Genomic DNA, 22853 nt, shown 5'->3' with positions numbered 1-22853 from the left:
ACCGCATTTGAATCTGTAAATTAGATTTGTGAAATTAAATGAAATCAGCCGCCGTAATTGTAACCTACAACCGAATGTCCTTACTCAAGGACTTGATTACAGCGCTGAGATGGCAGACATATGCTTTGGATAATATCATCGTTGTAAATAACGGCAGCACCGACGGTACCGCGGAGTGGCTTTTGTTGCAAGAAGATGTCATGACAATTAACCAGGAAAACCTTGGGGGCGCTGGTGGCTTTTGCACCGGCATGCAGCGGGCCTACCAACTGGGTTATGATTGGATATGGTGTATGGATGATGACTGCATGCCGGTGCCGGATGCCTTGCAGCAATTGTTTGCTCATCAGCCGTCTCCCGGCTCTGTTATCAACTCGCTGGTGCTCAGTATTACCGATAAAAAAACGTTTCCTTTTGTTATTCCTGGATACAAGGCATATAGCCAGATAAAAACCAACTATATCCCAGGCGCTCTTATTCCATTTAACGGTACACTGTTTCACCGTGATGTTTTTACAAAAGTTGGCTTTCCCAACCATCGGATGATTATTTGGGGAGACGAAACAGAGTTTTTCTATCGGGTAGTAAAAAAAGGCAGATTACCTGTGGGTATCGTTACCAACTCAATTGTATATCACCCGCTGAACAGCGGCCGCTTCTATCTTGCAAACTGGGATGTGGTTAAGGAATGGCGTGCCTACTTTTTTGTGAGAAATAAGTTTTTTGTTTACCGATCCAGATACCAACTTAAATTCTCTGCGCTGTTGCATTATTTGTGTTTTGGTGCTGTTTTTCTGCTGCTGATACTTATGCGGAATAAGGCTGACCTGTCCAATAAAGTGAGGGTGTTTTTCAAAGCTTTCGGCCACGCTTTAAACAACGACTTAACCTGGTCTATCGCAGATGTGAAAAACTACCTTGCTTCATTAAGCCGGAAAGCTTAATTGACTTTTTGAGGGTTACTTCCAGGCGTTGCATTCTTGCTGCTGTCTTCCTGTAATTGGTGGTCTTTTGTCAAAGCAGCATCCTTGTCCTGATATAACAAAATCATTAATAACAGCACATAAAACGGCGTACATGGTATTTTGTATCGAGACAATGACCCGAAATTGTAGGTAGAAATGCCTACAAAAAAGGCAAACAGCAATGTGAACAGCAGGCACATCAGCAGGTTCGTGTCCTGAAAAATCAATTTAAGTGTTTTGAAGATATTTTTACTAAAAGCAACATATAGTGTGAGCAACAATACTGCAGCCGATTGTAATGCATCAAATAATTGCAATACATTGTTGCTTTCCCAAATATAAGGTCGGAACAAAGTTACATTAACAGCCGGCCAGAATTTACGTAACAAGCTTCCTAAAGTAGGGTCAAAGTCGCCAAGGTCATAAGCGGAACCTTGCGTGGCAAGAGAAACCTGCAGCAGGTAATCTTTTTGCCGTTTAATGGTTTCCAGCACATCCTGGATGCTCAGCACGGAAAGGTAAACGGTGGCTTTTCTCAGAACAAATAAACCGATCATAGTGCCAATACTTAATGTAATAAAGTAAGGCGCCTTATTGCCGGGTGTCGAAATTGCTCTTTTCGTATAGTCTATAAACGTTTTTAAAAAGATTACGGGTAGCAGGGCAATCAAAATATAAGCTTTTATCAGTACAATAAGTGTTACACACAATATGGACAGGAGCACCAGCCATGGTTTAAAACTGCGTTTTTCGAACAGGATAGTTGTACAATACATAAGGCTGCCGATTGAGAACATACAAAAACTATCCTTGAACAAGCCTGATCCCCACACAATAGGTCCCGGTATAAAAAGAATAGCGATAGCTACGGGTTTAACAAGCTGCGGATACTTTTGGGCAAAGGTGACAAACATCAGCCACATCCCCGTAAACGAAAGGGATGCCACTATTACATTGATCACCAGGTATTTCGTAAAGCAAAATATTCCAATAATTGCGCCCAGGCAGGATGTTGTGTATGATGCTGTATCATCATACCAATACATGTCCGACAGAGCCAGGGCATCTTTCATGTTACTTGTATCGGCCTGATGCGTAATTAACCTTAACCAAGTACCCGGCGACTCGGGCAGGGTGGCATTGATAACCTGTGAGTGGTAAAAGAAGTTTAGCGTATCGCCGCCATCATAGTAGTAAAAGTAAACAAGGCCTATAAATATTGCACCAGCTACTTTGGCTGTCAGGGCCGGTATAAAGTATTTGCGGTAGGGATGATCGTCGTTGTAAAATCTGTCGCGACAAAAAAAAGCAAATTTATAAATAAGCAGCAGGTAAAATGGTAATAGAACGTAATCGAGCCAGCTTATTTCTCCCATGCAATGCTTTGAATAAAGATGTTTATTGACTTGTAAAGTAACAAATTTAGTGAAGGATTATTGGTAATGAAAAATTACTTATAATGAAAATTAGCTATATATTTGAGTTAAGCCTTGGTGCCGGTTGTAAATGCTGCCGTTCAAATCCAAGTCATTACGAACCACCAATTATTAATGCCTAAAGTTCTCAGAATACTTAACCGTTTAAATATCGGCGGACCGACCTATAATGTCGCTTACCTGTCAAGGTATATGAATGCGGCGTATCAAACGCAGTTATTGGCCGGTATAAAAGAGCCGCATGAAGGTAGTTCCGAATATATGTTAAAAGATTTGGGCGTTACTTTTCAATATGTTCCTGATATGTTTCGGCGCATTAATCCCATTAATGATGCCAGGGCATACCGCCATATCAGTAAAGAAATCGGTAATTATCAGCCCGATATTGTACATACGCATGCCGCGAAAGCAGGGGTACTTGGTCGCCTGGCTGCTTACCATGCCGCTAACCGGCCTAAGGCTATTGTACATACCTATCATGGCAATGTGTTCGACGGTTATTTTTCGCCTTTTAAAACCAAAGTGTTTCTGGCTATCGAAAGATATTTGTGCGGGCTAAGCAATGCCATCGTTGCAATCAGCGAGAAGCAGAAAGATGATCTGGTGAACAAGTATGGCATTGCGTCCGCAAGTAAAGTTCACGTTATCAGGCTTGGATTTGACCTGGAAAAGTTTGCTGAACTAGATGAGCAAAAGCGATTAACCTTTCGAAACTATTATCGTATAACCGACGATGAAGCCGTGATTACGATAACAGGTCGCCTTACGGCTATAAAAAATCACGCCTTGTTAATAAAAGCGGTAAAGATTTTTAGAGATGAAAACCCGCTGGTGAAGTTCAAGGTGTTTATTGTAGGAGATGGGGAGTTGCTGGATGAGATTGCGGATATGGCGAGGAACATGGGATTTAGCTACTGTATGCCCAATGAACAGAATTACGATGCTCAGATCATATTCACTTCCTGGCGAAAGGACATTGATGTTATCAATGCCGGATCTGATATCATTGCGCTCACTTCTTTAAACGAAGGAACTCCCGTAAGTATTATCGAAGCGCTGGCTTCGGGCAAGGGGGTGCTTTGTACGGATGTGGGCGGCGTTAAAGATGTGGTGAAGGATGGAGTTACTGGTATGCTATCTGATCTGAGTGCTGAAATGTATGCACAGCAGCTTCAAAAGCTTATACTAAACCCGGAACGCCTGCAACAAATGGCAGACGCCGGAAAACAATTTGCTTTGCAAAATTACGCTTACCAGCGTTTGGTAAAAGAAACGGAAGAATTGTATAAATACTTATTATCTTAAAGAACTGATTCATAAACCATAGTACACCTTTGAATGATTAAGATCCTTATTACCGGAGGAGCGGGAAATGTGGCCGGTGCTTTGGCGTGCCACCTGGTGCAGAACGAGATATATCATGTGGTTGTAGCAGATAACTTGATTACCGGTTGTATGCATAATCTTCCTCAGGGATATGACAACTTTACCTTCATTAAATGCGACGTCAATAACTATGATGATCTGGCTGCCGTAATGCTGGCATTCAGATTTGATTATGTGTTTCATTATGCCGCATTGGTGGGGGTAAAGCGTACACTGAACAGCCCCATATCCGTATTGCAGGATATAGAGGGTATTAAAAATATTCTTAACTTGTCAAAAAACACGGGTGTTAAGCGGGTGTTTTACTCGTCTTCGTCCGAAGTTTATGGGGAACCGGTAGAGTTTCCGCAAAACGAACGAACAACGCCGCTTAATTCCAGGTTGCCGTATGCGATTGTAAAAAATGTTGGTGAAGCTTTTTTTAAATCCTATCATAAAGAGTACGGTCTGGACTTTACCATTTTCAGGTTTTTTAATACCTACGGGCCTAAGCAAAGCACTGATTTTGTTGTGTCCAAGTTTATTGATCTGGCATTGAAAAATCAGGATATCACCATTTATGGCAACGGGCTCCAAACCCGTACATTCTGCTATATTGATGATAATATAGATACTACTGCAAAAATATTTGAGGAATCCCTGTACCTGAATGAAGTGGTTAATATAGGTAATGCCGTTGAAGTGAGTGTGCTTGATTTGGCCAAGAAGGTAATTCAAATAACCGATTCTTCATCTACTATCATCCATCTCGATCCCTTAAAAGAAGGTGATATGACTAGGAGGCAGCCAGATAATTCCAGAATGTTGCAGGTGTTGCAACGGGAGCTGGTTAGTATAGAAGAGGGCATACAAAAAATATTGGAAACCAAGTACAAAGTGGCACCGCAAACTATATAATCGGTTACATGTCTTTTACACCCATCATTACCGGCGTTATTTCGCTGATCTTATGTATCGCAGCAACACCGCTGGTTATCAAGCTGGCCAAGTTCAAAGGATGGGTAGTACACCCCCGTGCAGACAGGTGGCATAAAAACCCAACAGCCCTTATGGGAGGGATAGCCATCTTCGCAGCGTTTTGTCTGTCTTTGCTCATAATTCCGGCTGATCAAATGCACTGGAGCTTATTTGGTGCAATTGCCGTAATGTTTGCAACCGGGCTGGTTGATGACCTGATGGAGTTGAAGCCTGTTATGAAACTTCTGGCACAAATTGCAACCTCATTTGTGCTCATCTATCATGGTTATACATTTGGCGGCGGATTGCTGGGCTGGGCGGGCATTCCTTTAACATTTTTATGGGTGATAGGAATTACTAATGCCATCAACCTGCTGGATAACATGGACGGCCTTGCAGCCGGTATTTCGGCAATTGTATCTCTTATATGCGGGGTACTGGCCACACTTAACGGACTAACCGGCCTGGCTGCCATAGCCTTTGCCCTTACCGGGGCTACCGCTGGGTTTTTGGTTTACAACTTTAAGCCTGCCCGTATTTTTATGGGCGATTCCGGTAGTTTGTTTTTAGGTTTCTCCTTGTCTTTTCTGAGTATCTCGGTACAAGGCCGGCTGGGGTCGTCATCAGCTGTATTAGTATTGCTGGTGCCAATCAGCCTTATGGCTATTCCGATAATGGATACTACGCTGGTAACCATCAAGCGGATTGCTGCAGGTCGCCGTATAGATCAGGGTGGCCGCGACCATACATCGCACCGCCTGGTTGCCATGGGATTAAGTGAAAAAAAGGCAGTATTAACACTATATGCCATTTGTTTGGTATGGGGAGCATCCTGTGTACTGCTGTACAAAAATCAGGTAAATAACCTTCTGCTATGTGTGATTTTGCTGGCCATATTTTCTGTCGCATTCGCAATGCTACTCTCCCGGGTTAAAGTTTATAACGAATCGGAAGAGAAACTATCGTACCTGCGGCTGCGCGGCCGTAAAGAAGGGAATGCCATCACATTGCGCTTCTTTCTTTTTCACAAAAAGCTGATCATGGGCGTATCTGCCGATATACTGATTATTTATTGCGCTTTTTTGATAGCAAAGAATGCCGTGCATGTTTCGGAACAGAACAATTATGTAGTACTGGCAACCTTTATAACTGTCAAAATTTTTCTGTTTTATATTAGTCGCCTTTATTACCGTATGTGGCGCTATATGGAAGTGGTTGAAATTGCGGGTTACTTTGTGTTTACTGCACTTGCAACCGTAGTGCTGGCTACTATTCTATTTCTTAAAGGGAAGGCTGATATTTATCAACCCTATTTTTTTCTTATTGATTTTCTGCTAACCTTTATCGGTATTATGTTTTCCAGGCTTTTTTACCGTTGGATGAACGAAGCCATTAGCAGGAACCGAACGCATGAAAAACGTGTGCTCATTTATGGTGCAGGTGATAGCGGTTACCTGCTCATCAAAGAATTGCTTCAAAATCACCGGCATCAGCTCAGGCCGATAGGTTGGATAGACGATGATGAAACTAAACACAATATGACCTTGTATGGCTACAAAATATATGGTGGCAGTGAGGTGCTGCTTGCTATTTGCGAAAAAGTAAAGCCTGATATTGTTCTCATTTCTACCAACACCATTGATTGCGCTAAAGAAACTGAACTCCGGAATTTACTGGCTGCACAATCTATCCAACTGGGGCGTTTTTCTGTGTCGCTCAGTTACAATTAATATTTTCCTACATCCGCAGTTTATTTCTTTTTTGGGTTAATGCACTGATAGGCTGTGTGATATTGCTTTAGAAGTAGTATCACATTTCAATCTCCTATTTGGTTGCATGGGTTTCTTAAAAAGAAAATAAAATTTTCGAATTGCTTGTAATTACGAACTTTTTTTTCGTAATTACAGTTCATAACCTTATAACCTAACCATCTACAAATTATGACCTCCTTATGCTGCTTCACTCAGCTATTGGCTGCAAATCTATGTCTTTCCGTGCAGCGGTATAGCCTTGCCATTCAATTGAACCAATAATTATTCATTTATTATATACTAACCAACCAATTTATGGAACCATTTATCGGAGAAATCAGGGCGTTCGGCTTCAATTTTGCGCCTTACGGCTGGATGCAATGCAACGGCCAGTTATTATCTATCCAGCAGAACGCCGCATTGTTTACCATCTTAGGAACTACTTATGGCGGCGACGGCGTAACCACCTTCGGCTTGCCTAACTTGCAAGGCTCAGTAGCTGTAAGTTCCGGCCAGTCAACACAATTCGGTACTGTTTACAGTATAGGTAATACCGGTGGTGCAGCCAATGTTACATTGAATAGTACGCAAATGCCAGCACACACGCATACGTTCAACGGCGCAACAGTTACAGGTGTAGGCAGTGTTATTAACCAGCCGTCAAATACTACTTACCTTTCCAATGCAGGTTCAAGGGCAAATGCTACAGCCTCACCAACCCCTGGCCGGGCTTATGCTCCATCTACAGCAACCCCTACAGCATCATTAAATCCTGCAGCGGTAGGCGCTAGTGGTAGTCAGGCAGCTCATAGCAATATGATGCCTTATTTAGTAACCAATTATTGTATTGCTTTAGTAGGTGATTACCCGCAACGCCCGTAAACTTCGTAATAAAATCAATTTACTTTAAACAAAAAATTATGGATGCTTATATTGGAGAAATAAGAGTTTTTGGTTTTGGCCAGATACCTAGAGGATGGGCGCCTTGTAATGGGCAACTAATGCAGATTAACCAAAACCAAGCGTTGTTTGCTCTTTTAGGAACTACCTATGGCGGCGACGGCAGAGCTACCTTTGCCTTACCTAATTATCAGGGCAAAGCGATAGTTGGTGCACAAGCAGGGACAATGCCGATTGGTCAGACTAGTGGCTCGGAAACCGTTAGCCTTAACACGCAGCAGATGCCCGTGCACACACATCTTGTGAAAGCTGCTGAGGTTGTTGGGTCACAGTCACTCGGTGGTACGGATGATCATCTTAGTGAGGTTGGGGTTTTTACAACCACACCAACTTCACCAATCTATGCAGTGAATGCCTATACGAATCAGTTAGGTACAGGTACTTCCACCACACTCACACCTAATACTATTTCAACATCAGGTGGCAGCGCCCCACATGAAAATCGTATGCCTTATCAGGTATTAAACGTTTGTATTGCCATTACTGGTTATTTTCCACAGCGTAGTTAATTATTCAACCTTTAAAAAGAACATTATGGAACCTTATTTAGGAGAAATCAGATTATTTCCAGGAAATTATGCGCCCGTAGGTTGGCTTTTTTGTAACGGCTCTATAGTATCTATTGCAGAAAATGATGCGCTGTTCACTTTGTTGGGAACAACTTATGGGGGTGACGGGCAGACAACTTTTGGCTTACCAGATTTACGGGGCCGGGTTGTGGTAAGCCAAACAGGTAGTACCTATCCACTAGGCAATAAAGGCGGTGTGGAGCAGGTAACGTTAAACACCGCGCAATTACCAGTGCATAACCATTCTTTTAATGTTAGTAATGCGAACGGTACGGTATCCACCGTAACAAATAATTTTTTGGCTGCCCCGGTAGATCCCACGACAAATGCTAAAATAGTTAATCTTTACCTGCCAACTGCTACCCCCAACTTGGTAGTACAGCCGTTGTTGGCAGATACACTTTCTGATGCTGGCGGGAACCAGCCTCACGAAAACCGTATGCCCTATCTAACTATCAATTATATTATTTGTACAAGTGGCATCTATCCAAACTTTCAGTAATAACTCACATGCTGTGTCATATCGAAAGATGATTTGTTATATATGAAGATTGGGATTGTCAGCAATGCGGCTTTTTGCATGCCGCTTTTACAGGCACTGATGCACAATCGTATACAGGCGTCTGTTTTTGCAGATGCCTGTATTGGCGATCAGTCGGACTTGCAGGCCATCGGCCATTTTTGCCAGCAGGCCAGAATGCCTTTTCAACAAGGTGAGCCTGATTACCTGTACTTTTGGCTCGAAGAAACCAAGCCCGACATAGTTTTCGTTATGGGGTTTACGCATCTGATTCGTATTGAGCAGATCGATGCTGTTCTCCGGAATCACATCTACAACGTGCATTTCGGGCCATTGCCTGCTTATCGGGGCCCTAATCCTCTATTTTGGCAAATCAAAAATGGTGAAGCGCAACTAACCGCTACAATCCACCGTATAAACGATAGATTTGATGCCGGCGATGTGGTATGGAGTAAGTCTGTACAGCGCGAAAACTATATGAGCTTTGGCGTTGTTAATATGGTATTATCGCAAGTGGTTGTAGAGGGGGCTGTATACCTCATACAACATGCCATTCAAAAAAAACAGTTACCAGCAATAAAGCAAGTTGCCAAGAACGCAACCTACTATAAGCGGCCAACATTGGCTGATGTATTGATTAATTGGGATAATATGAATGCAGAAGCAATTGTGAACCTTGTACTGGCCTGTAATCCCTGGAATAAAGGAGCGATCACCTTACTCAACGGGCAGGAAATTAAAATACTTGATGTGGTTTCAGGAGAGAAGAGTTTATCAATCCAGCTCAATCAGCAACCGCCCGGTACTATCATCAGCCATCAAAATGAATTAGAGGTAATCTGTGCCGACCAGCACCTTTTAAGCATTAATATGTTAAATATAAATGGTGCTTTTGTACCCGGCCGCCATGCAAGTACGTTCGGGTTAACGGAAGGTCAGCGTCTGGGTGTCTAAGTAACATATAGTAGTAGTTAACAAACCACTTTTTAAACAAACTGATCATTATCAGTGTTTATTTTGAAAATACAGAAATATTTTTTTTATTTGTAATAGCCTTTTTTACAGACCACTATAAAGGCAAAACCTAAAAAGATGAAAGATAATAACATACAAGAAAACAAAGAGTCTGGTTCAAAAAAAGCCTGGAAAAAGCCTGTAGTTGAATTAATCAGTATCCAGTCGGGTTTTGAGCTCTCTAATCAGGAGGCTAACTTCGATCCTATTGAAGATCGTCTTTCTTATCAATATTACGCCAGCTAAAGTAAGGCTTACTGTTATTCATGCAGCAAGCGCTAATAAGTTGCATTAGCCTGAATTACCATCTTTAATAAGATGCCTGATTCTTGTTGTGGCTGCAGGTAGATGTTATTAGCAACAGGGAATCCTGTTGTTTTACTTTGCTACAGAATGTAAAGTGCCTGGGCTATTTGCATGCAATATTTTCTAGCGTTCATAATCAAGCGCTCCTGCTATCTGCAAAATAGTTTCATTGCTGACCATGATCATCTCTCTCAATCAAATCAGATGATTTGTTGTTGGGTTAGGAAAATGCCTTCCTACTGACAACCTCTTAATTGGAAAATTTATCTTTGCAGATAACGTTTTATCCATAATATTGAAAAAGCCCAACAACGCTGCCAAACAGTTATCTATCCGCGAGCGTTTAAACGCATTGCGCTATCTGCCCGAATTTTTTCGCTTGGTTTGGGCATCCAGCCCGGTACTAATGGTGGTAAGTGTTATACTTCGCCTCATTAAAGCGGTCTTTCCCTTTCTATTATTGTATGTTGGAAAACTGGTGATTGATCAGGTGGTAGCGCTTGGTCACACCCCAGGTGGAAGGGTTGATAACAATCTTTGGAAACTCATCGGTTTTGAGTTTATCCTGGCCGTGTTATCTGATGTGCTTACCCGGGTAATTACGCTTACCGAGGGGTTACTTGGCGATACTTTCTCCAACTATTCTTCTATTAAAATAATGGCTCATGCAGCAACGCTGGATCTTGAGCAGTTTGAGGACGCACAATTTTATGATAAGTTAGAACGGGCTCGTCAACAAACCGTTGGCCGGACGATGCTGCTTGCACAAGTGATGAGCCAAATTCAGGACATCATTACCACCGGTTTACTGATATCCGGGCTGCTTATTTTCAATGCATGGGTTATTTTACTTTTAGCCGTATGTATTATACCCGCTTTTTTAGGCGAGTCTTATTTTAACGATAAAACGTACTCGCTAAGCCGCAAACAAACCCCCGAACGGAGAGAGCTGGATTACCTGCGTTATCTCGGTGCCAGTGACGAGACGGCAAAGGAGATCAAGATTTTTGGACTTGCCGGTTTCATTACAGAACGTTTCAAAAAGCTTTCCAAGCAGTTTTATGACGATAACCGCCGCATTTCGGTGCAACGCACCATATGGGGATCGTTCTTTGCACTTTTAGCCAGCTTAGGCTATTTTGGTGCGTATGTGTTCGTTATTATACAAATCGTTCAGGGAAAGATATCGTTAGGTCAGTTGATCTTTTTAATAGGATCTTTCCGCCAGTTGCGGGCCTCGATGGAGAGCGTACTTACCCGGTTTTCTACCGTTTCACAAAGTGCTGTTTACTTGAAAGATTTTTATGACTTCTTCCATATCAAACCACGAATTCAAAGCGCAGACAATCCCTTACCGTTCCCGAATCCTATTGTCACCGGATTTGTGTTTGAAAACGTTGGTTTCCGTTACCAGAATAGCGAACGCTGGGCCAATCGTTATCTTAACTTTACCTTACACGCCGGAGAGAAGCTGGCTTTAGTTGGTGAAAATGGCGCCGGCAAAACTACCTTAGTGAAGCTGTTAGCACGCCTCTACGATCCTGCAGAGGGGCGAATTTTGTTAGACGGGCATGACCTTAAAGAATATGATTTGTACGACCTGCGGAAGAATGTTGGCGTAATTTTTCAGGATTTCCTTCGCTACCAGATGACCTTTTCACAGAATATCGCTGCCGGAAATATTGACGAGATGGAAAACGATACACTGATCCGTTCATCAGCACAACTAAGCCTGGCCGATCAGCTGGTTAGTCGTTTGCCAAATGGTTATCATCAGATGCTGGGTAAACGGTTTGCGGGCGGCGTAGAGCTATCCGGCGGGGAATGGCAAAAGGTAGCCATTGCGCGGGCTTATATGCGCCAGGCACAGCTGGTTATTTTAGATGAGCCAACCTCGGCATTGGATGCCCGGGCAGAGTACGAGGTTTTTGAGCGTTTTACAGAGCTTACCAGGGGCCGTACTGCCGTACTGATTTCTCACCGGTTTTCAACGGTACGGATGGCGGACCGGATATTGGTGCTGGAAAAAGGGGAGGCCCTTGAAGTAGGAAGCCATGCCGAGCTGCTTGCCTCCGGTGGACGCTACGCAGAGCTGTTTAATTTACAGGCAATGGGATATCAATAGCAAGGTATGGTCTATTAAAGTTTGGTTTAATGTGTGAGGAGACAGCGTAGGCTTTGTTTAGGTCAGCTTCTTTGTAAATCCGTAAGTACCAGTTTGGGGTGTTATTTTGTAAGTAATGCGCTATAAAAAACCTTGAAATAAGAAATACTCCTTCTCGTTCTCACCTGTTCAATGGGTAATGACAACCTCATGTTGATTGTTTGCTAATTGCTAGCTGATTGAAAAGTCGAGTTTTCGGATGCCTAAACGCAGACTTCCTTTTAATAAATAATCATTAAACCTATAAATCTGTCAATGCCTAATTTATTTCCCCATGCTTAAAATAAGTTTTACTATCATCTGAATTATGCTTTCTTTATTTAGTGGAACAACATTATTAACAATGGTGTAACCTTCTACAAATGGGACAAGCAAGCTTACGATTGCCTCTGGTTCCTTAGAAAACATAGAAATAAGATCTATTAACCATAAGCAGTAGGTTTTATAATAGGTTTCTACTGCCTTTTCCAGTTCTTTGTTCCTTGCTGCTAAGGTCCATATTTCTTGAAACATCAAAATTTGATCGCTGGACTTGCCCTCTATCAATAGCATATTTAACAACTTCACTAAAAAAACTTCTGTAGACGGTGTGCTTTCAGCTGTTAAAAGATTGATGGCATGGGTTACTTCTTCCTTGCAGCTTTCAAAATAATATTTTACCGTCGCGATTAACAACAGGTCTTTATCTCTATAGTAATATTGAAGATTACTTAAAGTCAAGTTTGCCACTTTGGCTACTTTCCTCATAGAAAGATTTTCAGCTCCTTCTTTACTAAGTATAGAGATAGTTGCTTGTAAAATATGCTTTAATCGCTCCTCTTTCTTGTCCATTTTAGGTAAAAGTAAAATAAAAATATTAAGTATTGTGTTTTAGGTCAATTGACCTATATTTGCATTAGGTCAGACGACCTAATGCAAATACTTAAACATTATATTATGGAATTACAGGACAGGCGTATTATAATTGTTGGCGGATATGGACTTGTAGGAAGTAACATTGCACGACTAATCAGCAAAAAGCATACTGCTATAAGACTTATTCTGGCCGGTAGAAATCCTCAAAATGGGGAAGATTTAGCTAAAGAGTTAAATAATGCAGAAACCGCCTACGTTAATTTGGATGAAGGGTTCAATTTAAGCGATTATGGGAAGATTGATCTTATCATAACGGCAATGGAGGATCACGGTAATGTTCTAAGAGAAACTGCTATTATAAATGGAATTGCCTGTATTACTGTTACCGAAATTGCTGATGAAGTTTCTCCTACAGCATTTCTTGGCTTGCATAAGACAGTGTTAGCTCCAGTTGTATTTGCAGGCCATTGGCAGGCCGGAATATTAACCCTTGTTGCAAAACAACTTGCACGTAAATTCAGCCATATTACACGGATTGAAACTGCTGGATTATATGACGAGCGAGATCCTATAGGACCACTGGTAGCAAGTCAGGTAAATGGTTTTGTTGGGCGGGCATTACTTCATGAGGATGGTAAATGGCATTTTGTCGACGCAAAAGAAAATGCAAGGGAAATCCATTTACATGATCATACATCGGTGATGGGTTATCCGATGAGTACCCTTGATGTGCCAAGCATTGCTGCATTTACCAGTGCTGCCAATATTCGGTTTGATTTTGCTATAGGGAAATCAATTGGAAGCGGTCAGGGTTTGGAAGCTTCACATGATTTGTACATTGATATGGAAGGGGTGTTATTATCTGGTGAAGCAACAAAGCTGCGCACAATAGTATCTGGCCCAAAAGGAAATTCTCATTTGACTGCTGTTGGTGTATTTTTAATAACTGAAGCCATATTTGGTCTTAGCGGTCAACCGACTCCACAAAAAGGAGGCTTATACCTTCCTGAAACCATTATATCGACCGACGATGTTGTGAGCCGTTTAAAGGAGTTTGGAATCAATATCATCGAATATATCGGGTAGTGATTGATTAGGTTGACGCATTCCCGGTGCTCAGCTCAATTAAAGCTATACCATTATTAAAGCAAATCTTAGCTCTGCGACGTGGTTTAGAATGACTGATGCTTCCGTCAGATTATCCATGATAATTTATAAAATTCAGAATACACATGATACCTTTAAAAACATTAATTATTATTATCCATCCCAACCTTGCTCATTCTGTTGTAAACAAACGGTGGATCGATGAACTCAGGAAATTTCCTGAAACATATGTGGTTCACGATCTGTACGCCGCTTATCCGAACGGTAAAATCGATGTTAAAAGTGAGCAGCAACTTTTAGAAAAGTTTGATAATATCGTCTTTCAGTTTCCTTTTTTCTGGTTTAATTGCCCTCCATTGCTTAAACAATGGCTTGACGAAGTATTAATTTACGGTTGGGCTTTCGGGGCGAACAGTGGTTATAAATTGAGTGGCAAAAAAATTGCACTCGCTATCAGTACAGGAATCGATAAGGATGGTTATCAACCAACCGGCAGGTACAAGTACACGATGGAGCATTTGCTGGCTCCCTTTGAGCTGACTTTTGATTATGTAAGAGCAGACTACCGCCCGCCATTTATCTTTTATGGAACGGAATTGCAAGCCACAACGGAACGTATTGACAAAAGTGCTCAGCAGTACCTGGATTACCTTGCATCTTTATAGTTTTATTTAAGCACTGGCATGTCCTAATATCATTAAATACAGCGGCACAGAATACTGAAAAGCGCTTGAAACTACAGTGCATATATAGGATAACCTTCAAAGGAAAATGTTACTTGGAAACATATCATACGCGCTATTGAAAGCAGAATAGAGTATTTCAATGAAAATAATTATTCAACGGCATCATGCCGGTAAAGCACTTAGTACCTTTATTAACAACTCATCTTAAGTCGATACCCAAGGTTGGCTGGAATGCTGCACGCTTAAAGCGGAAATCTTAAGCAAAGCGCTGGTTATATACTTGATGTATAACCATTCTATAATGGAATAATAACGGGTTGGTTACTTAACAATAAGGCGGCCGCCTTATTGTTAAAGTGGTGTGATAGAACAAAGCACGGAATGCTTGCCAAGGTAAGTGCAGCTCCGGTTGTTATCATCCATCTGGTTGTTCTTTCTGCACCCTTATTTCCATTTCTATATTACCAATTCCTGCAGCAAAACCGAGGCAAAACAATGGAATCCCCGTCCCTAAGGATATTCATCCCGCAGTTTTTAAAGCCTTATGTGTATTTAAATATCTGCCTTCATAGGACTTTTGAAGTGTCGTTTTTAAGGCGGGTGATGTTGGCTGTGCATATGTTCTTATACATAGACTTATACCTGTAAAAGCGAGTAGGATACTTTTATTCATTGCGAGAGTTTTGAACTAGGAGAGCAGAAATCGTGTTATGAAATTCAAAAGGTCACGGACAGGGGTAACGTGAACCAAAACGTGGTTCCATTTCCTGCTGCACTGTGCACGCCTATCTGCCCGCCATGGCGCTTGATTATTTCTGAACAGATGTACAGCCCCAGGCCCAGGCCGGAATACTGATGGCCGCCGCTGTCTACACGGTAATAACGCTCAAAAAGGTGGGGCAATTTCTCTGGCGGAATGCCAGGTCCTTTGTCAGCGACTGAAACTTTTACCATATCACCATCTTTGTAATATTGGATGCTGATATGCTTTGACGCCGGAGCATATTTAACTGCGTTGTTAACAAGATTGTCCAGTACCTGGTCTATTTTATCCCTGTCGGCTTCTACAATCAATGAATTGTCGCCCTGACAGAGAATTTCGTAATTACCGTCCATCCGGATGTGGTGACAGCAATTTTCTAAAAGGTCACTCAAGCGGAATTTATCCTTCTTTAATGATACCTGACCCTCTGTTAATTTGGTTGCATTGAGCAGGTCATTTACCAGAACGCTTACCTTGTTTAAGCTTTTGTTCGATTGTTCGATAAGACGCGGTAACATAGCTGATGACGGACTATCTTTCATCCGTTCTAATAACTGCAGCGATGCCTTTAAACTGGTGATTGGAGTACGCAATTCATGACTGGCAACACTAATGAACTCATCTTTCTGCTGCATTGCTTTACGCCTGTTGGTTACATCCATAAAGGTGCCGATACCCGCAATAATCTCACCCTGTTCATCCCGGATTGGCGCAGCATTGATAGATATATAAAAACGGTCACCGGTTGTAGGCTGCACGGCTATTTCATGATCGTACACGGGCTGTCCCGTCTTCATCATAATGGCCATCGGATGCTCGTCATCCGGTAAAGCAGAGCCGTCGATGCGCAGGTTTTGCCATTTCGGGTCGTCATAGGTGCGTTCCTTGATTTCGCTTTGTTCTAACCCCAAAATTTTCTGCGCCATGGGATTGGCATAGGTTAATTGCCCTTTTGTATCAATGATGCCAACACCTTCTGCCATGGTTTCCAAAATACGGCTCAATCGTTCCTGGTTGGCATATAGTTCCCGCGTACGTTCCTGTACTGTCCGTTCCAGATTGGCATTTAACTCCTCGGTCATGTGTTGTGCCTGCTCCAGTGCGCTGTTTTTTTCCTGCAAAAGTTGCTGCTGTTCTTTTTGCAAACTTAAATCAGTGACGATGACGCTCATGGCAAGTCCTTCTTCCAGGTCAAGCGTCTGCATAGATAGTAACACAGGTATTTCTTGTCCGCCAGCACTCAAAAGCAGTAGCTCTGCCTTGCATTTGTCTTTCCATGCACGGTCCATTAAGTCAGCGCAACTATTCTGGTTATCCGGAGCGAAAAACTCGGAAAAGTGTCTGCCCGAAACTTTTTCAAGTGATAAACCGGCGGTTGTTGCAAACTGTGAGTTGCAGTATAAAATCTCTCCGGCCCTGTTCAAGGTAACTGCACCGATGGTCATTTGCTCAATGAAGATACGATAGGCATGATCAGAGCTTTTTAGCGTATATAATTGGTGACCATTAGGGGCTTTTACCACCAACGCATCAATTTCGCCGGAGCGGATAGCTTCAATTACATCATTGGCTTCCTCCAGCCGGTATTCAGTTTCTTCTAACCGGCTGCCTGTCTCTTTAAGTGCTGACTTAAGAGTGCTGATTTCTGCCAAAAGATCATTATATGAAGGCACGTTTTCCAAAGCAGTTAAAAATTTATTAATCCGAGCCCTTTCATTACCCGTTGTTTGTCTGACATGTCGCCCACTAAAAGTCTTTTCGGCACCGGAAGTCTTTTGATCAACGTGGGCACTGCCGTGATGTTTTCTTCACGGGCCATTTCGGGCTGCTGATGTATGTCGACAATTTCCAACTCATAGCGCCCTTTAAGGTGTTGTTCCAAAACTTCTTTTAAATTGGTGATTGCCCGCACCGATACTCTTGACGTTCCTGCCACAAACAATCTAAGTGCATACACCGAATCTTGCTGCATGTCCCAATCAGACATTGTATTTTCTTCTGCACTCATTCCGTTTGCTTAAAGGCTTATGATTTGGTCCGGATATCCAGTCCAACCAATACTTTTTCTTTGTTCGATAAGTCGCCGATGATTTTGCGGACAGGATCAGGAACTTTTTTAACCAGGGTAGGAATAGCTAAAATCTGATCGCCTTCGGCCAGTTGCGGATGTTCCAGCAAATCGATTACTTCTAAAGTATATTTCCCAAGTAAGTGCTCCTCACAATACGTTTTAAGGTTGTGTAAGGCAGTAACCGACTTTTGTGTTTTTCCGGCTACGTATAACCGTAATTCATATTGTTCTTCTTCCACTACTATTCCTTTTTATCTGCTTTAGTATTCTTATCAGGTGTTGAATGCCCTCTTCTAATCTCCGTCATCTTATTACGTGTTTGCTGCATCACCCCTTTCTTTATTTCCTCCTCAATATAAACTTTGTTCAACTCTTCCTCGGTCGACTCATATTCAGTTTGCAGGCTGTCGATTTTCGCTTCCAGTACCTTCCGCTTGCGTAATAACTCGCGGTCTTTACGGCTGATGGCATGGGTGTGCAATACTTCACCTGTTTCTTCCAGCAACATCTGCGCTTCGCGGGCTGAACCTGTTAGTACACCATCAGGGCCTAAGTAAACATCTATTAAATCCAGACCATCATTGGTAATAACAAATTCACGTATCTGGTTAGAGTGTTGCATACCGCGAGACTTCATAATATATAAGCCGCGATTACGTTCGCCATTTAATTCAATATCTTTAATCAGCAGCCAGGCATCTACCAAAGAAGATACACCTTCATCGGTTTGCTCGTTCACAATCGTGTTTAAAGTAAGGGCAGTAAACATAACGGTAATCTGCTCCTCCTGCAAAAAGTCGATCAGGCGAACCAGCATGGATTTAACGTCACTTACCGTTCCAACCGTGATCAAATTGGTGATTGGGTCGAGTATAACTACTTGCGGTTTGAATTTGCGTATGGCTTTATGTATGGCAACCAGGTGCATTTCCAAACCATACAGTGTTGGCCGTGCAGCATGAAATTGTAACAATCCATCATTAATATGGTTCTGAAGATTTAGGCCGATAGAACCCATATTCCGGATAATCTGATTCGGAGACTCCTCAAAAGCAAAGTAAAGGCAACGATCTTTTCGCTTACAGGTAGCATCTGCAAATGTTGCTGCAATACTGGTTTTGCCGGTACCGGCAGTGCCAGAAACCAAAATACTGCTCCCCTGATAAAAGCCACCTTTACTCATCATCGAATCCAGCGTCGAAATGCCCGAAGACACCACATTGGTCGAAACTTCTTTATTGAGTTGTAACGAGGTAACCGGAAGCACTGAAATGCCCTCTTCATCTATCAGGAAAGGATATTCGTTGGTACCATGCACCGATCCTCTGTATTTCACAATACGCAGTCTGCGCGTTGATATCTGATTAATAATCCGGTGATCCAGCAGAATTACACAATCAGAAACATACTCTTCCAATCCCTGGCGTGTCAGGCTGCTTTCTCCCCGCTCACCGGTAATAATAGCTGTTACGCCCTTGTTCTTCAAAAACTGAAACAGCCGGCGAAGCTCAGCTCTGAGTACCGCCTGGTTGGACAAGCCGGCAAATAAATTTTCGATAGTATCCAATACTACACGTTTGGCTCCTATGCTATCAATCGCATAGCCTAACCTGATAAATAGCCCCTCTAAATCATATTCGCCTGTTTCTTCAATCTCGCTTTTATCAACATGGATGTAATCAATTTTGATCTTTTTTTCTTCCTGAAGCTTGTTCAGATCGAAGCCCAGTGAAGCCACATTGGTAGCCAGCTCATTTGCTTTTTCTTCGAATGCTATAAAAACGCCGGGTTCATCAAACTGCAATGCCCCTCTTACAATAAACTCTAATGAAAATAAAGTTTTGCCACATCCGGCACTTCCGCAAATTAAGGTAGGTCTTCCACTGGGAAATCCCCCCATTGTAATTTCGTCTAAACCGGTAATTCCTGTGGGAGTTTTGGGTAACGTGGACATTTGCCCAGTGAAGTTGGTTTGATCAATCATGAGAACGTGAGTAGTTCGCTAAGATAAAAGTTTCAATTTACTTTAAAGTTTATATTTGACGTTTTGCAGAAAATACTATTGCGCTAAGCATAGGTTTGTTTCTTAATTAACAGCACTGAGTCATCATTATAATAGCCGACCGCACCTATCGGAAGTTCCGGGCTTTTGGAATTGCCTCACCTGTGCTGCTTTCCCTGACTTGCGTTCTTCGATTCCTGCCTATAAAAGGTAGTTCGGGAGACGCTGTTTGTAGATTGGGATCAACTGTTGATTTGATTGCCCGGCCTAATAACGCTGTCAAATCATGGCAGCTTTTCACCACAACGTGTAACACGGTACCTTCACGTTGTATCCAGCCCTCAATCATGAGCAGCTTTGCACCTAATATTTCTTTGCGATACGTTTCAAACAGTTTTTCAAACAACACCAGGTTTATTGTACCGGTTTCATCTTCAATGGTTATGAAGCAAACGCCACCGGCTGTACCCGGACGTTGGCGGGATAAAACGAGACCTGCTGCTTTAACTTTTAACCCGGCTTTTGCAGATGAAATTTGCTGGCAAGACAATACGTTGATGCGTTTGAGGTCTTCCCTTGTAAAGCTAACCGGGTGGGCTTTTAATGATAGGGAGGTGGATGCGTAATCCTGAATAACATGTTCTGCCAAACTCATAAACGGCAGCTCTGTTTGCTGTTCGGTTGAACTTGATGAAGGTTGGCCTTTAAAAAGGCCTTGAGGCGTGTCTGGCAATGCAGCAACCTCCCACAGTGCCTGCCGGCGATCCAAGCCTAAAGAACGGAAGGCATCCGCATCGGCCAATTTTTCTAAAGCGGCTTGTGGTACACCTGCATCAAGCAGTTCTGTAATCAACTTATAAGGCTGCTTCCTGCCGGCTATGAGCAGCAATATATCATCCTGGCGCAACCCTTTGATGTTTCGAAAGCCCAGGCGCAGTGGATGAAGCCACTTTGTTCTTGGCTCCAGCATATTGTCCCAATCCGAATAGTTAACGTCAATTGGCAATACTTTAACGCCATGGTTCTTGGCATCGCTGACAATTTGGGCCGGTTGATAAAAGCCCATCGGCTGGCTGTTGAGCAATGCCGCTGCAAAAACATCCGGGTAGTAGCATTTAAGCCATAGGGAAACATATACCAACAGCGCAAAGCTTGCCGCGTGGCTTTCCGGGAAACCATAGCTGCCGAAGCCTTCCAATTGCTTAAATACCCTGCGTGCAAATTCTTCATCGTAGCCTTTGGCCACCATGCCGTCTATCAGCTTTCGCTCAAACTTATTTACCAAACCTTTGAATTTGAATGTGGCCATGCTGCGGCGTAATTCGTCGGCCTCGGCAGGAGTAAAACCGGCTGCAACAATCGCAATTTTCATGGCTTGTTCCTGGAAAAGAGGAACGCCGTAAGTACGGTTCAATATTTTTTCGAGTTCAGGAGAGGGGTAATCAATAGCTTCTTCGCCATTCCTTCTGCGCAAATAGGGGTGTACCATATCGCCTTGAATTGGGCCGGGCCTTACTATGGCTACCTCAACAACAAGATCATAAAAGCTTTGTGGTCGCAACCGCGGAAGCATGGATTGTTGTGCCCTGCTCTCTATCTGGAACACGCCAATCGTATCTGCCCGGCTTGCCATTTCATATACCAACTCGTCATCTTCGGGGATGCTGGCCAAGGTAAGTTCAATATGGTAATGCTCCTTTATCATATCAAATGCTTTGCGTATGCAAGTGAGCATACCCAAGCTCAGCACGTCAACCTTTAAAAATCCCAGGGCTTCAATGTCATCTTTATTCCACTCAATATTTGTGCGGTTTTCCATCCGGGCGTTGATGATAGGGCACAAGTCGGTTAGTTTACCCTGCGTTACAATAAAACCGCCCGTGTGCTGCCCCAACTGGCGTGGAAAGCCCATGAGTTGCGCTGTTAAACTTAATATTTTCCGCAACTGCGGATCATCAGGGTTTAAGCCCTGTTCAATAAGCCGGGTGGGTTCAAACCATTCATCCGTAAATTCCCAAATAGCGGCAGATAGCTTATCAATCGTATCCTGTGAAAGGCCTATGGCTTTACCCACATCGCGAATAGCTCCTTTTTGGCGCAGCTGCGTTACGGTTGCAACGATAGCGGCCCTGTCACGCCCGTATTTATTATAGATGTACTGAATGATTTCCTCACGGCGTTCATGCTCAAAATCTACATCAATATCCGGCGGTTCGTTGCGGGCCGAGGATATGAAGCGTTCAAATAGCAAGTCAAATTTTGTTGGATTGACAGACGTAATGCCTAAACAAAAACAAACCGCAGAGTTTGCAGCTGAACCCCGGCCCTGGCAAAGTATGCCCCGCTGCCTTGCCTCCCTTACAATGTCATAAACGAATAAAAAGTAATTCGCATAATCCATTTCTTCAATGAATTTGATCTCATACTTAATTGTTGTCAACAGCTTTTCGGGTATCTTTTTACCGAAATGAGCCTTTGCGCCTTGCCAGGTGAGCCGCTTTAGTTCTTCGAGCGGTGTTTTACCGTTTGTGATTATTTCTTCAGGGTAAACGTACTTGAGTTCGTCCAGTGAAAATGTGCAGGCTTCCGCTATCTGTTGCGTATTCCAAATCGCTTCCGGGTAGCTTCGGAATAGCCGTTCCATCTCCTGTTGCGTTTTCAGAAAGCGTTCGGCATTTTGCTGTAAGCGGAAACCTGCATCTTGTATGGTACATTTTTCTCGCACGCAGGTCAGTATATCCTGTAGTTCCCGGCGGCTAAGGTCATGGTAATAAACATCGTTGGTGGCCACCATGGGTATTTGATAGCGTTCGGATAGCTGATTTATGCGAAACAGCCTTTTATGGTCGTTACCCTGGTAGGTACGGGTAGCGGCAATGTACAGATTGTTCTTTATATGTTGTTTATAATCGGCAACGTCTGATTCAAAAGCTGCTTCAAAGTCAAAAAGTGAGTTTAGCCTTTCTGGCGGCAGTATAATAAAAACAATGCCTTGCTTACTATCAAAAACATCGGCTTTATAAAGATAACATTTACCTTTTTCGGCCCGCTGATTCCCCGTCGTCAGGAGGGCCGAGAGGCGTCCGTAGGCTTCTATGTTGGTGGGGTAGGCGAGCAGGCTTGGCCCGTCAATTAAATCGAGGCGACAACCGGTAATAATGCGCATGCCCTGTGTTTTTGCGGCTGCATGCGCCCGTACAATGCCAGCCACAGAATTACGATCAGTGATGGCAACCTCGCTGTAGCCCAAAGCAGCAGCTTGCCTAATCATTTCTTCGGGATGGGACGCGCCCCTTAAGAAACTGAAATTGGTGGTTATCTGTAGCTCAATGTAACTCATA

Annotated in this window: 19 protein-coding genes; 12 read left to right on the top strand and 7 right to left on the bottom strand. The window is 42.9% G+C overall.

The window, feature by feature from the left end:
• Window positions 1-38 precede the first annotated feature (38 nt).
• On the top strand, window positions 39-944 hold the full coding sequence (locus KHS38_RS05450) for a glycosyltransferase family 2 protein (RefSeq protein ID WP_213487487.1): 906 nt from the start codon (window positions 39-41) through the stop codon (window positions 942-944).
• Here KHS38_RS05450 and KHS38_RS05445 read toward each other — a convergent pair.
• A complete protein-coding gene (locus KHS38_RS05445; RefSeq protein ID WP_213487486.1) occupies window positions 941-2341 on the bottom strand; it encodes a hypothetical protein in 1401 nt (466 codons plus the stop codon). The genes KHS38_RS05450 and KHS38_RS05445 overlap by 4 nt on opposite strands.
• 174 nt (window positions 2342-2515) lie before the next feature.
• On the opposite strand from KHS38_RS05445, the gene KHS38_RS05440 reads away from it, so the two are divergent.
• The 9 genes from KHS38_RS05440 to KHS38_RS05400 all read left to right on the top strand — a co-directional run bounded on the left by KHS38_RS05440 (window position 2516) and on the right by KHS38_RS05400 (window position 11989).
• Window positions 2516-3706, top strand: a complete 1191-nt coding sequence (locus KHS38_RS05440) for a glycosyltransferase (RefSeq protein ID WP_213487485.1) — start codon at window positions 2516-2518, stop codon at window positions 3704-3706.
• Between the two features lie 33 nt (window positions 3707-3739).
• A complete protein-coding gene (locus KHS38_RS05435) occupies window positions 3740-4684 on the top strand; it encodes an NAD-dependent epimerase/dehydratase family protein (RefSeq protein ID WP_213487484.1) in 945 nt (314 codons plus the stop codon).
• Window positions 4685-4692: 8 nt separating this feature from the next.
• Window positions 4693-6474 carry a hypothetical protein gene (locus tag KHS38_RS05430; RefSeq protein ID WP_213487483.1) on the top strand — a complete coding sequence of 594 codons (1782 nt, stop codon included), beginning with the start codon at window positions 4693-4695 and terminating at the stop codon, window positions 6472-6474.
• A 336-nt stretch (window positions 6475-6810) separates the two neighbouring features.
• The gene (locus KHS38_RS05425; RefSeq protein WP_213487482.1) at window positions 6811-7377 is read left to right on the top strand and encodes a phage tail protein; all 567 of its coding nucleotides are present in this window, start codon (window positions 6811-6813) and stop codon (window positions 7375-7377) included.
• A gap of 38 nt (window positions 7378-7415) precedes the next feature.
• A complete protein-coding gene (locus KHS38_RS05420; protein ID WP_213487481.1) occupies window positions 7416-7964 on the top strand; it encodes a phage tail protein in 549 nt (182 codons plus the stop codon).
• Between the two features lie 25 nt (window positions 7965-7989).
• Entirely contained in the window at window positions 7990-8526 is a 537-nt protein-coding gene (locus tag KHS38_RS05415; protein WP_213487480.1) for a phage tail protein, read from the top strand.
• Window positions 8527-8568: 42 nt separating this feature from the next.
• A complete protein-coding gene (locus KHS38_RS05410) occupies window positions 8569-9498 on the top strand; it encodes a methionyl-tRNA formyltransferase (protein WP_213487479.1) in 930 nt (309 codons plus the stop codon).
• Between the two features lie 138 nt (window positions 9499-9636).
• Window positions 9637-9804 (top strand): hypothetical protein, encoded by a 168-nt coding sequence (locus KHS38_RS05405; protein WP_213487478.1) that lies wholly within the window; start codon window positions 9637-9639, stop codon window positions 9802-9804.
• 355 nt (window positions 9805-10159) lie between these two features.
• Window positions 10160-11989 carry an ABC transporter ATP-binding protein gene (locus KHS38_RS05400; RefSeq protein WP_249665289.1) on the top strand — a complete coding sequence of 610 codons (1830 nt, stop codon included), beginning with the start codon at window positions 10160-10162 and terminating at the stop codon, window positions 11987-11989.
• Between the two features lie 303 nt (window positions 11990-12292).
• Here the strand turns inward: KHS38_RS05400 and KHS38_RS05395 are convergent, their stop codons facing one another.
• The gene (locus tag KHS38_RS05395; protein ID WP_213487477.1) at window positions 12293-12859 is read right to left on the bottom strand and encodes a TetR/AcrR family transcriptional regulator; all 567 of its coding nucleotides are present in this window, start codon (window positions 12857-12859) and stop codon (window positions 12293-12295) included.
• Window positions 12860-12964: 105 nt separating this feature from the next.
• Between KHS38_RS05395 and KHS38_RS05390 the strand changes: the two genes are divergently transcribed.
• Entirely contained in the window at window positions 12965-13969 is a 1005-nt protein-coding gene (locus tag KHS38_RS05390; protein WP_213487476.1) for a saccharopine dehydrogenase family protein, read from the top strand.
• A 146-nt stretch (window positions 13970-14115) separates the two neighbouring features.
• On the top strand, window positions 14116-14655 hold the full coding sequence (locus KHS38_RS05385; protein ID WP_213487475.1) for an NAD(P)H-dependent oxidoreductase: 540 nt from the start codon (window positions 14116-14118) through the stop codon (window positions 14653-14655).
• A 738-nt stretch (window positions 14656-15393) separates the two neighbouring features.
• On the opposite strand, the gene KHS38_RS05380 is transcribed toward KHS38_RS05385, so the two are convergent.
• The 5 genes from KHS38_RS05380 to KHS38_RS05360 all read right to left on the bottom strand — a co-directional run bounded on the left by KHS38_RS05380 (window position 15394) and on the right by KHS38_RS05360 (window position 22852).
• Window positions 15394-17112 (bottom strand): ATP-binding protein, encoded by a 1719-nt coding sequence (locus tag KHS38_RS05380; RefSeq protein WP_213487474.1) that lies wholly within the window; start codon window positions 17110-17112, stop codon window positions 15394-15396.
• Between the two features lie 14 nt (window positions 17113-17126).
• Window positions 17127-17447: a circadian clock KaiB family protein gene (locus KHS38_RS05375; RefSeq protein WP_249665288.1), complete on the bottom strand. Its 321-nt coding sequence runs from the start codon at window positions 17445-17447 to the stop codon at window positions 17127-17129.
• Between the two features lie 17 nt (window positions 17448-17464).
• Window positions 17465-17749, bottom strand: coding sequence for a circadian clock protein KaiB (gene kaiB, locus KHS38_RS05370; protein WP_213487473.1), 285 nt, complete (start codon window positions 17747-17749; stop codon window positions 17465-17467).
• A gap of 2 nt (window positions 17750-17751) precedes the next feature.
• On the bottom strand, window positions 17752-19494 hold the full coding sequence (gene kaiC / locus KHS38_RS05365) for a circadian clock protein KaiC (RefSeq protein WP_213487472.1): 1743 nt from the start codon (window positions 19492-19494) through the stop codon (window positions 17752-17754).
• 145 nt (window positions 19495-19639) lie between these two features.
• Window positions 19640-22852 (bottom strand): error-prone DNA polymerase, encoded by a 3213-nt coding sequence (locus tag KHS38_RS05360; RefSeq protein ID WP_213487471.1) that lies wholly within the window; start codon window positions 22850-22852, stop codon window positions 19640-19642.
• Window position 22853 lies beyond the last annotated feature (1 nt).

It is taken from the genome of Mucilaginibacter sp. Bleaf8 (genome assembly GCF_018390515.1).
Classification (GTDB): domain Bacteria; phylum Bacteroidota; class Bacteroidia; order Sphingobacteriales; family Sphingobacteriaceae; genus Mucilaginibacter.
This window is presented reverse-complemented; position numbering and strand designations above follow the sequence as displayed.

Coding starts and splice junctions, on each gene's coding strand:
- KHS38_RS05410 (WP_213487479.1), top strand. CDS start 8,569: ATGAAGATTGGGATTGTCAGCAATGCGGCTTTTTGCATGCCGCTTTTA.
- kaiC (WP_213487472.1), bottom strand. CDS start 19,494: ATGATTGATCAAACCAACTTCACTGGGCAAATGTCCACGTTACCCAAA.
- KHS38_RS05405 (WP_213487478.1), top strand. CDS start 9,637: ATGAAAGATAATAACATACAAGAAAACAAAGAGTCTGGTTCAAAAAAA.
- KHS38_RS05395 (WP_213487477.1), bottom strand. CDS start 12,859: ATGGACAAGAAAGAGGAGCGATTAAAGCATATTTTACAAGCAACTATC.
- KHS38_RS05415 (WP_213487480.1), top strand. CDS start 7,990: ATGGAACCTTATTTAGGAGAAATCAGATTATTTCCAGGAAATTATGCG.
- KHS38_RS05435 (WP_213487484.1), top strand. CDS start 3,740: ATGATTAAGATCCTTATTACCGGAGGAGCGGGAAATGTGGCCGGTGCT.
- KHS38_RS05450 (WP_213487487.1), top strand. CDS start 39: ATGAAATCAGCCGCCGTAATTGTAACCTACAACCGAATGTCCTTACTC.
- KHS38_RS05445 (WP_213487486.1), bottom strand. CDS start 2,341: ATGGGAGAAATAAGCTGGCTCGATTACGTTCTATTACCATTTTACCTG.
- KHS38_RS05385 (WP_213487475.1), top strand. CDS start 14,116: ATGATACCTTTAAAAACATTAATTATTATTATCCATCCCAACCTTGCT.
- KHS38_RS05375 (WP_249665288.1), bottom strand. CDS start 17,447: ATGAGTGCAGAAGAAAATACAATGTCTGATTGGGACATGCAGCAAGAT.
- KHS38_RS05425 (WP_213487482.1), top strand. CDS start 6,811: ATGGAACCATTTATCGGAGAAATCAGGGCGTTCGGCTTCAATTTTGCG.
- KHS38_RS05440 (WP_213487485.1), top strand. CDS start 2,516: ATGCCTAAAGTTCTCAGAATACTTAACCGTTTAAATATCGGCGGACCG.
- KHS38_RS05390 (WP_213487476.1), top strand. CDS start 12,965: ATGGAATTACAGGACAGGCGTATTATAATTGTTGGCGGATATGGACTT.
- KHS38_RS05430 (WP_213487483.1), top strand. CDS start 4,693: ATGTCTTTTACACCCATCATTACCGGCGTTATTTCGCTGATCTTATGT.
- KHS38_RS05420 (WP_213487481.1), top strand. CDS start 7,416: ATGGATGCTTATATTGGAGAAATAAGAGTTTTTGGTTTTGGCCAGATA.
- KHS38_RS05360 (WP_213487471.1), bottom strand. CDS start 22,852: ATGAGTTACATTGAGCTACAGATAACCACCAATTTCAGTTTCTTAAGG.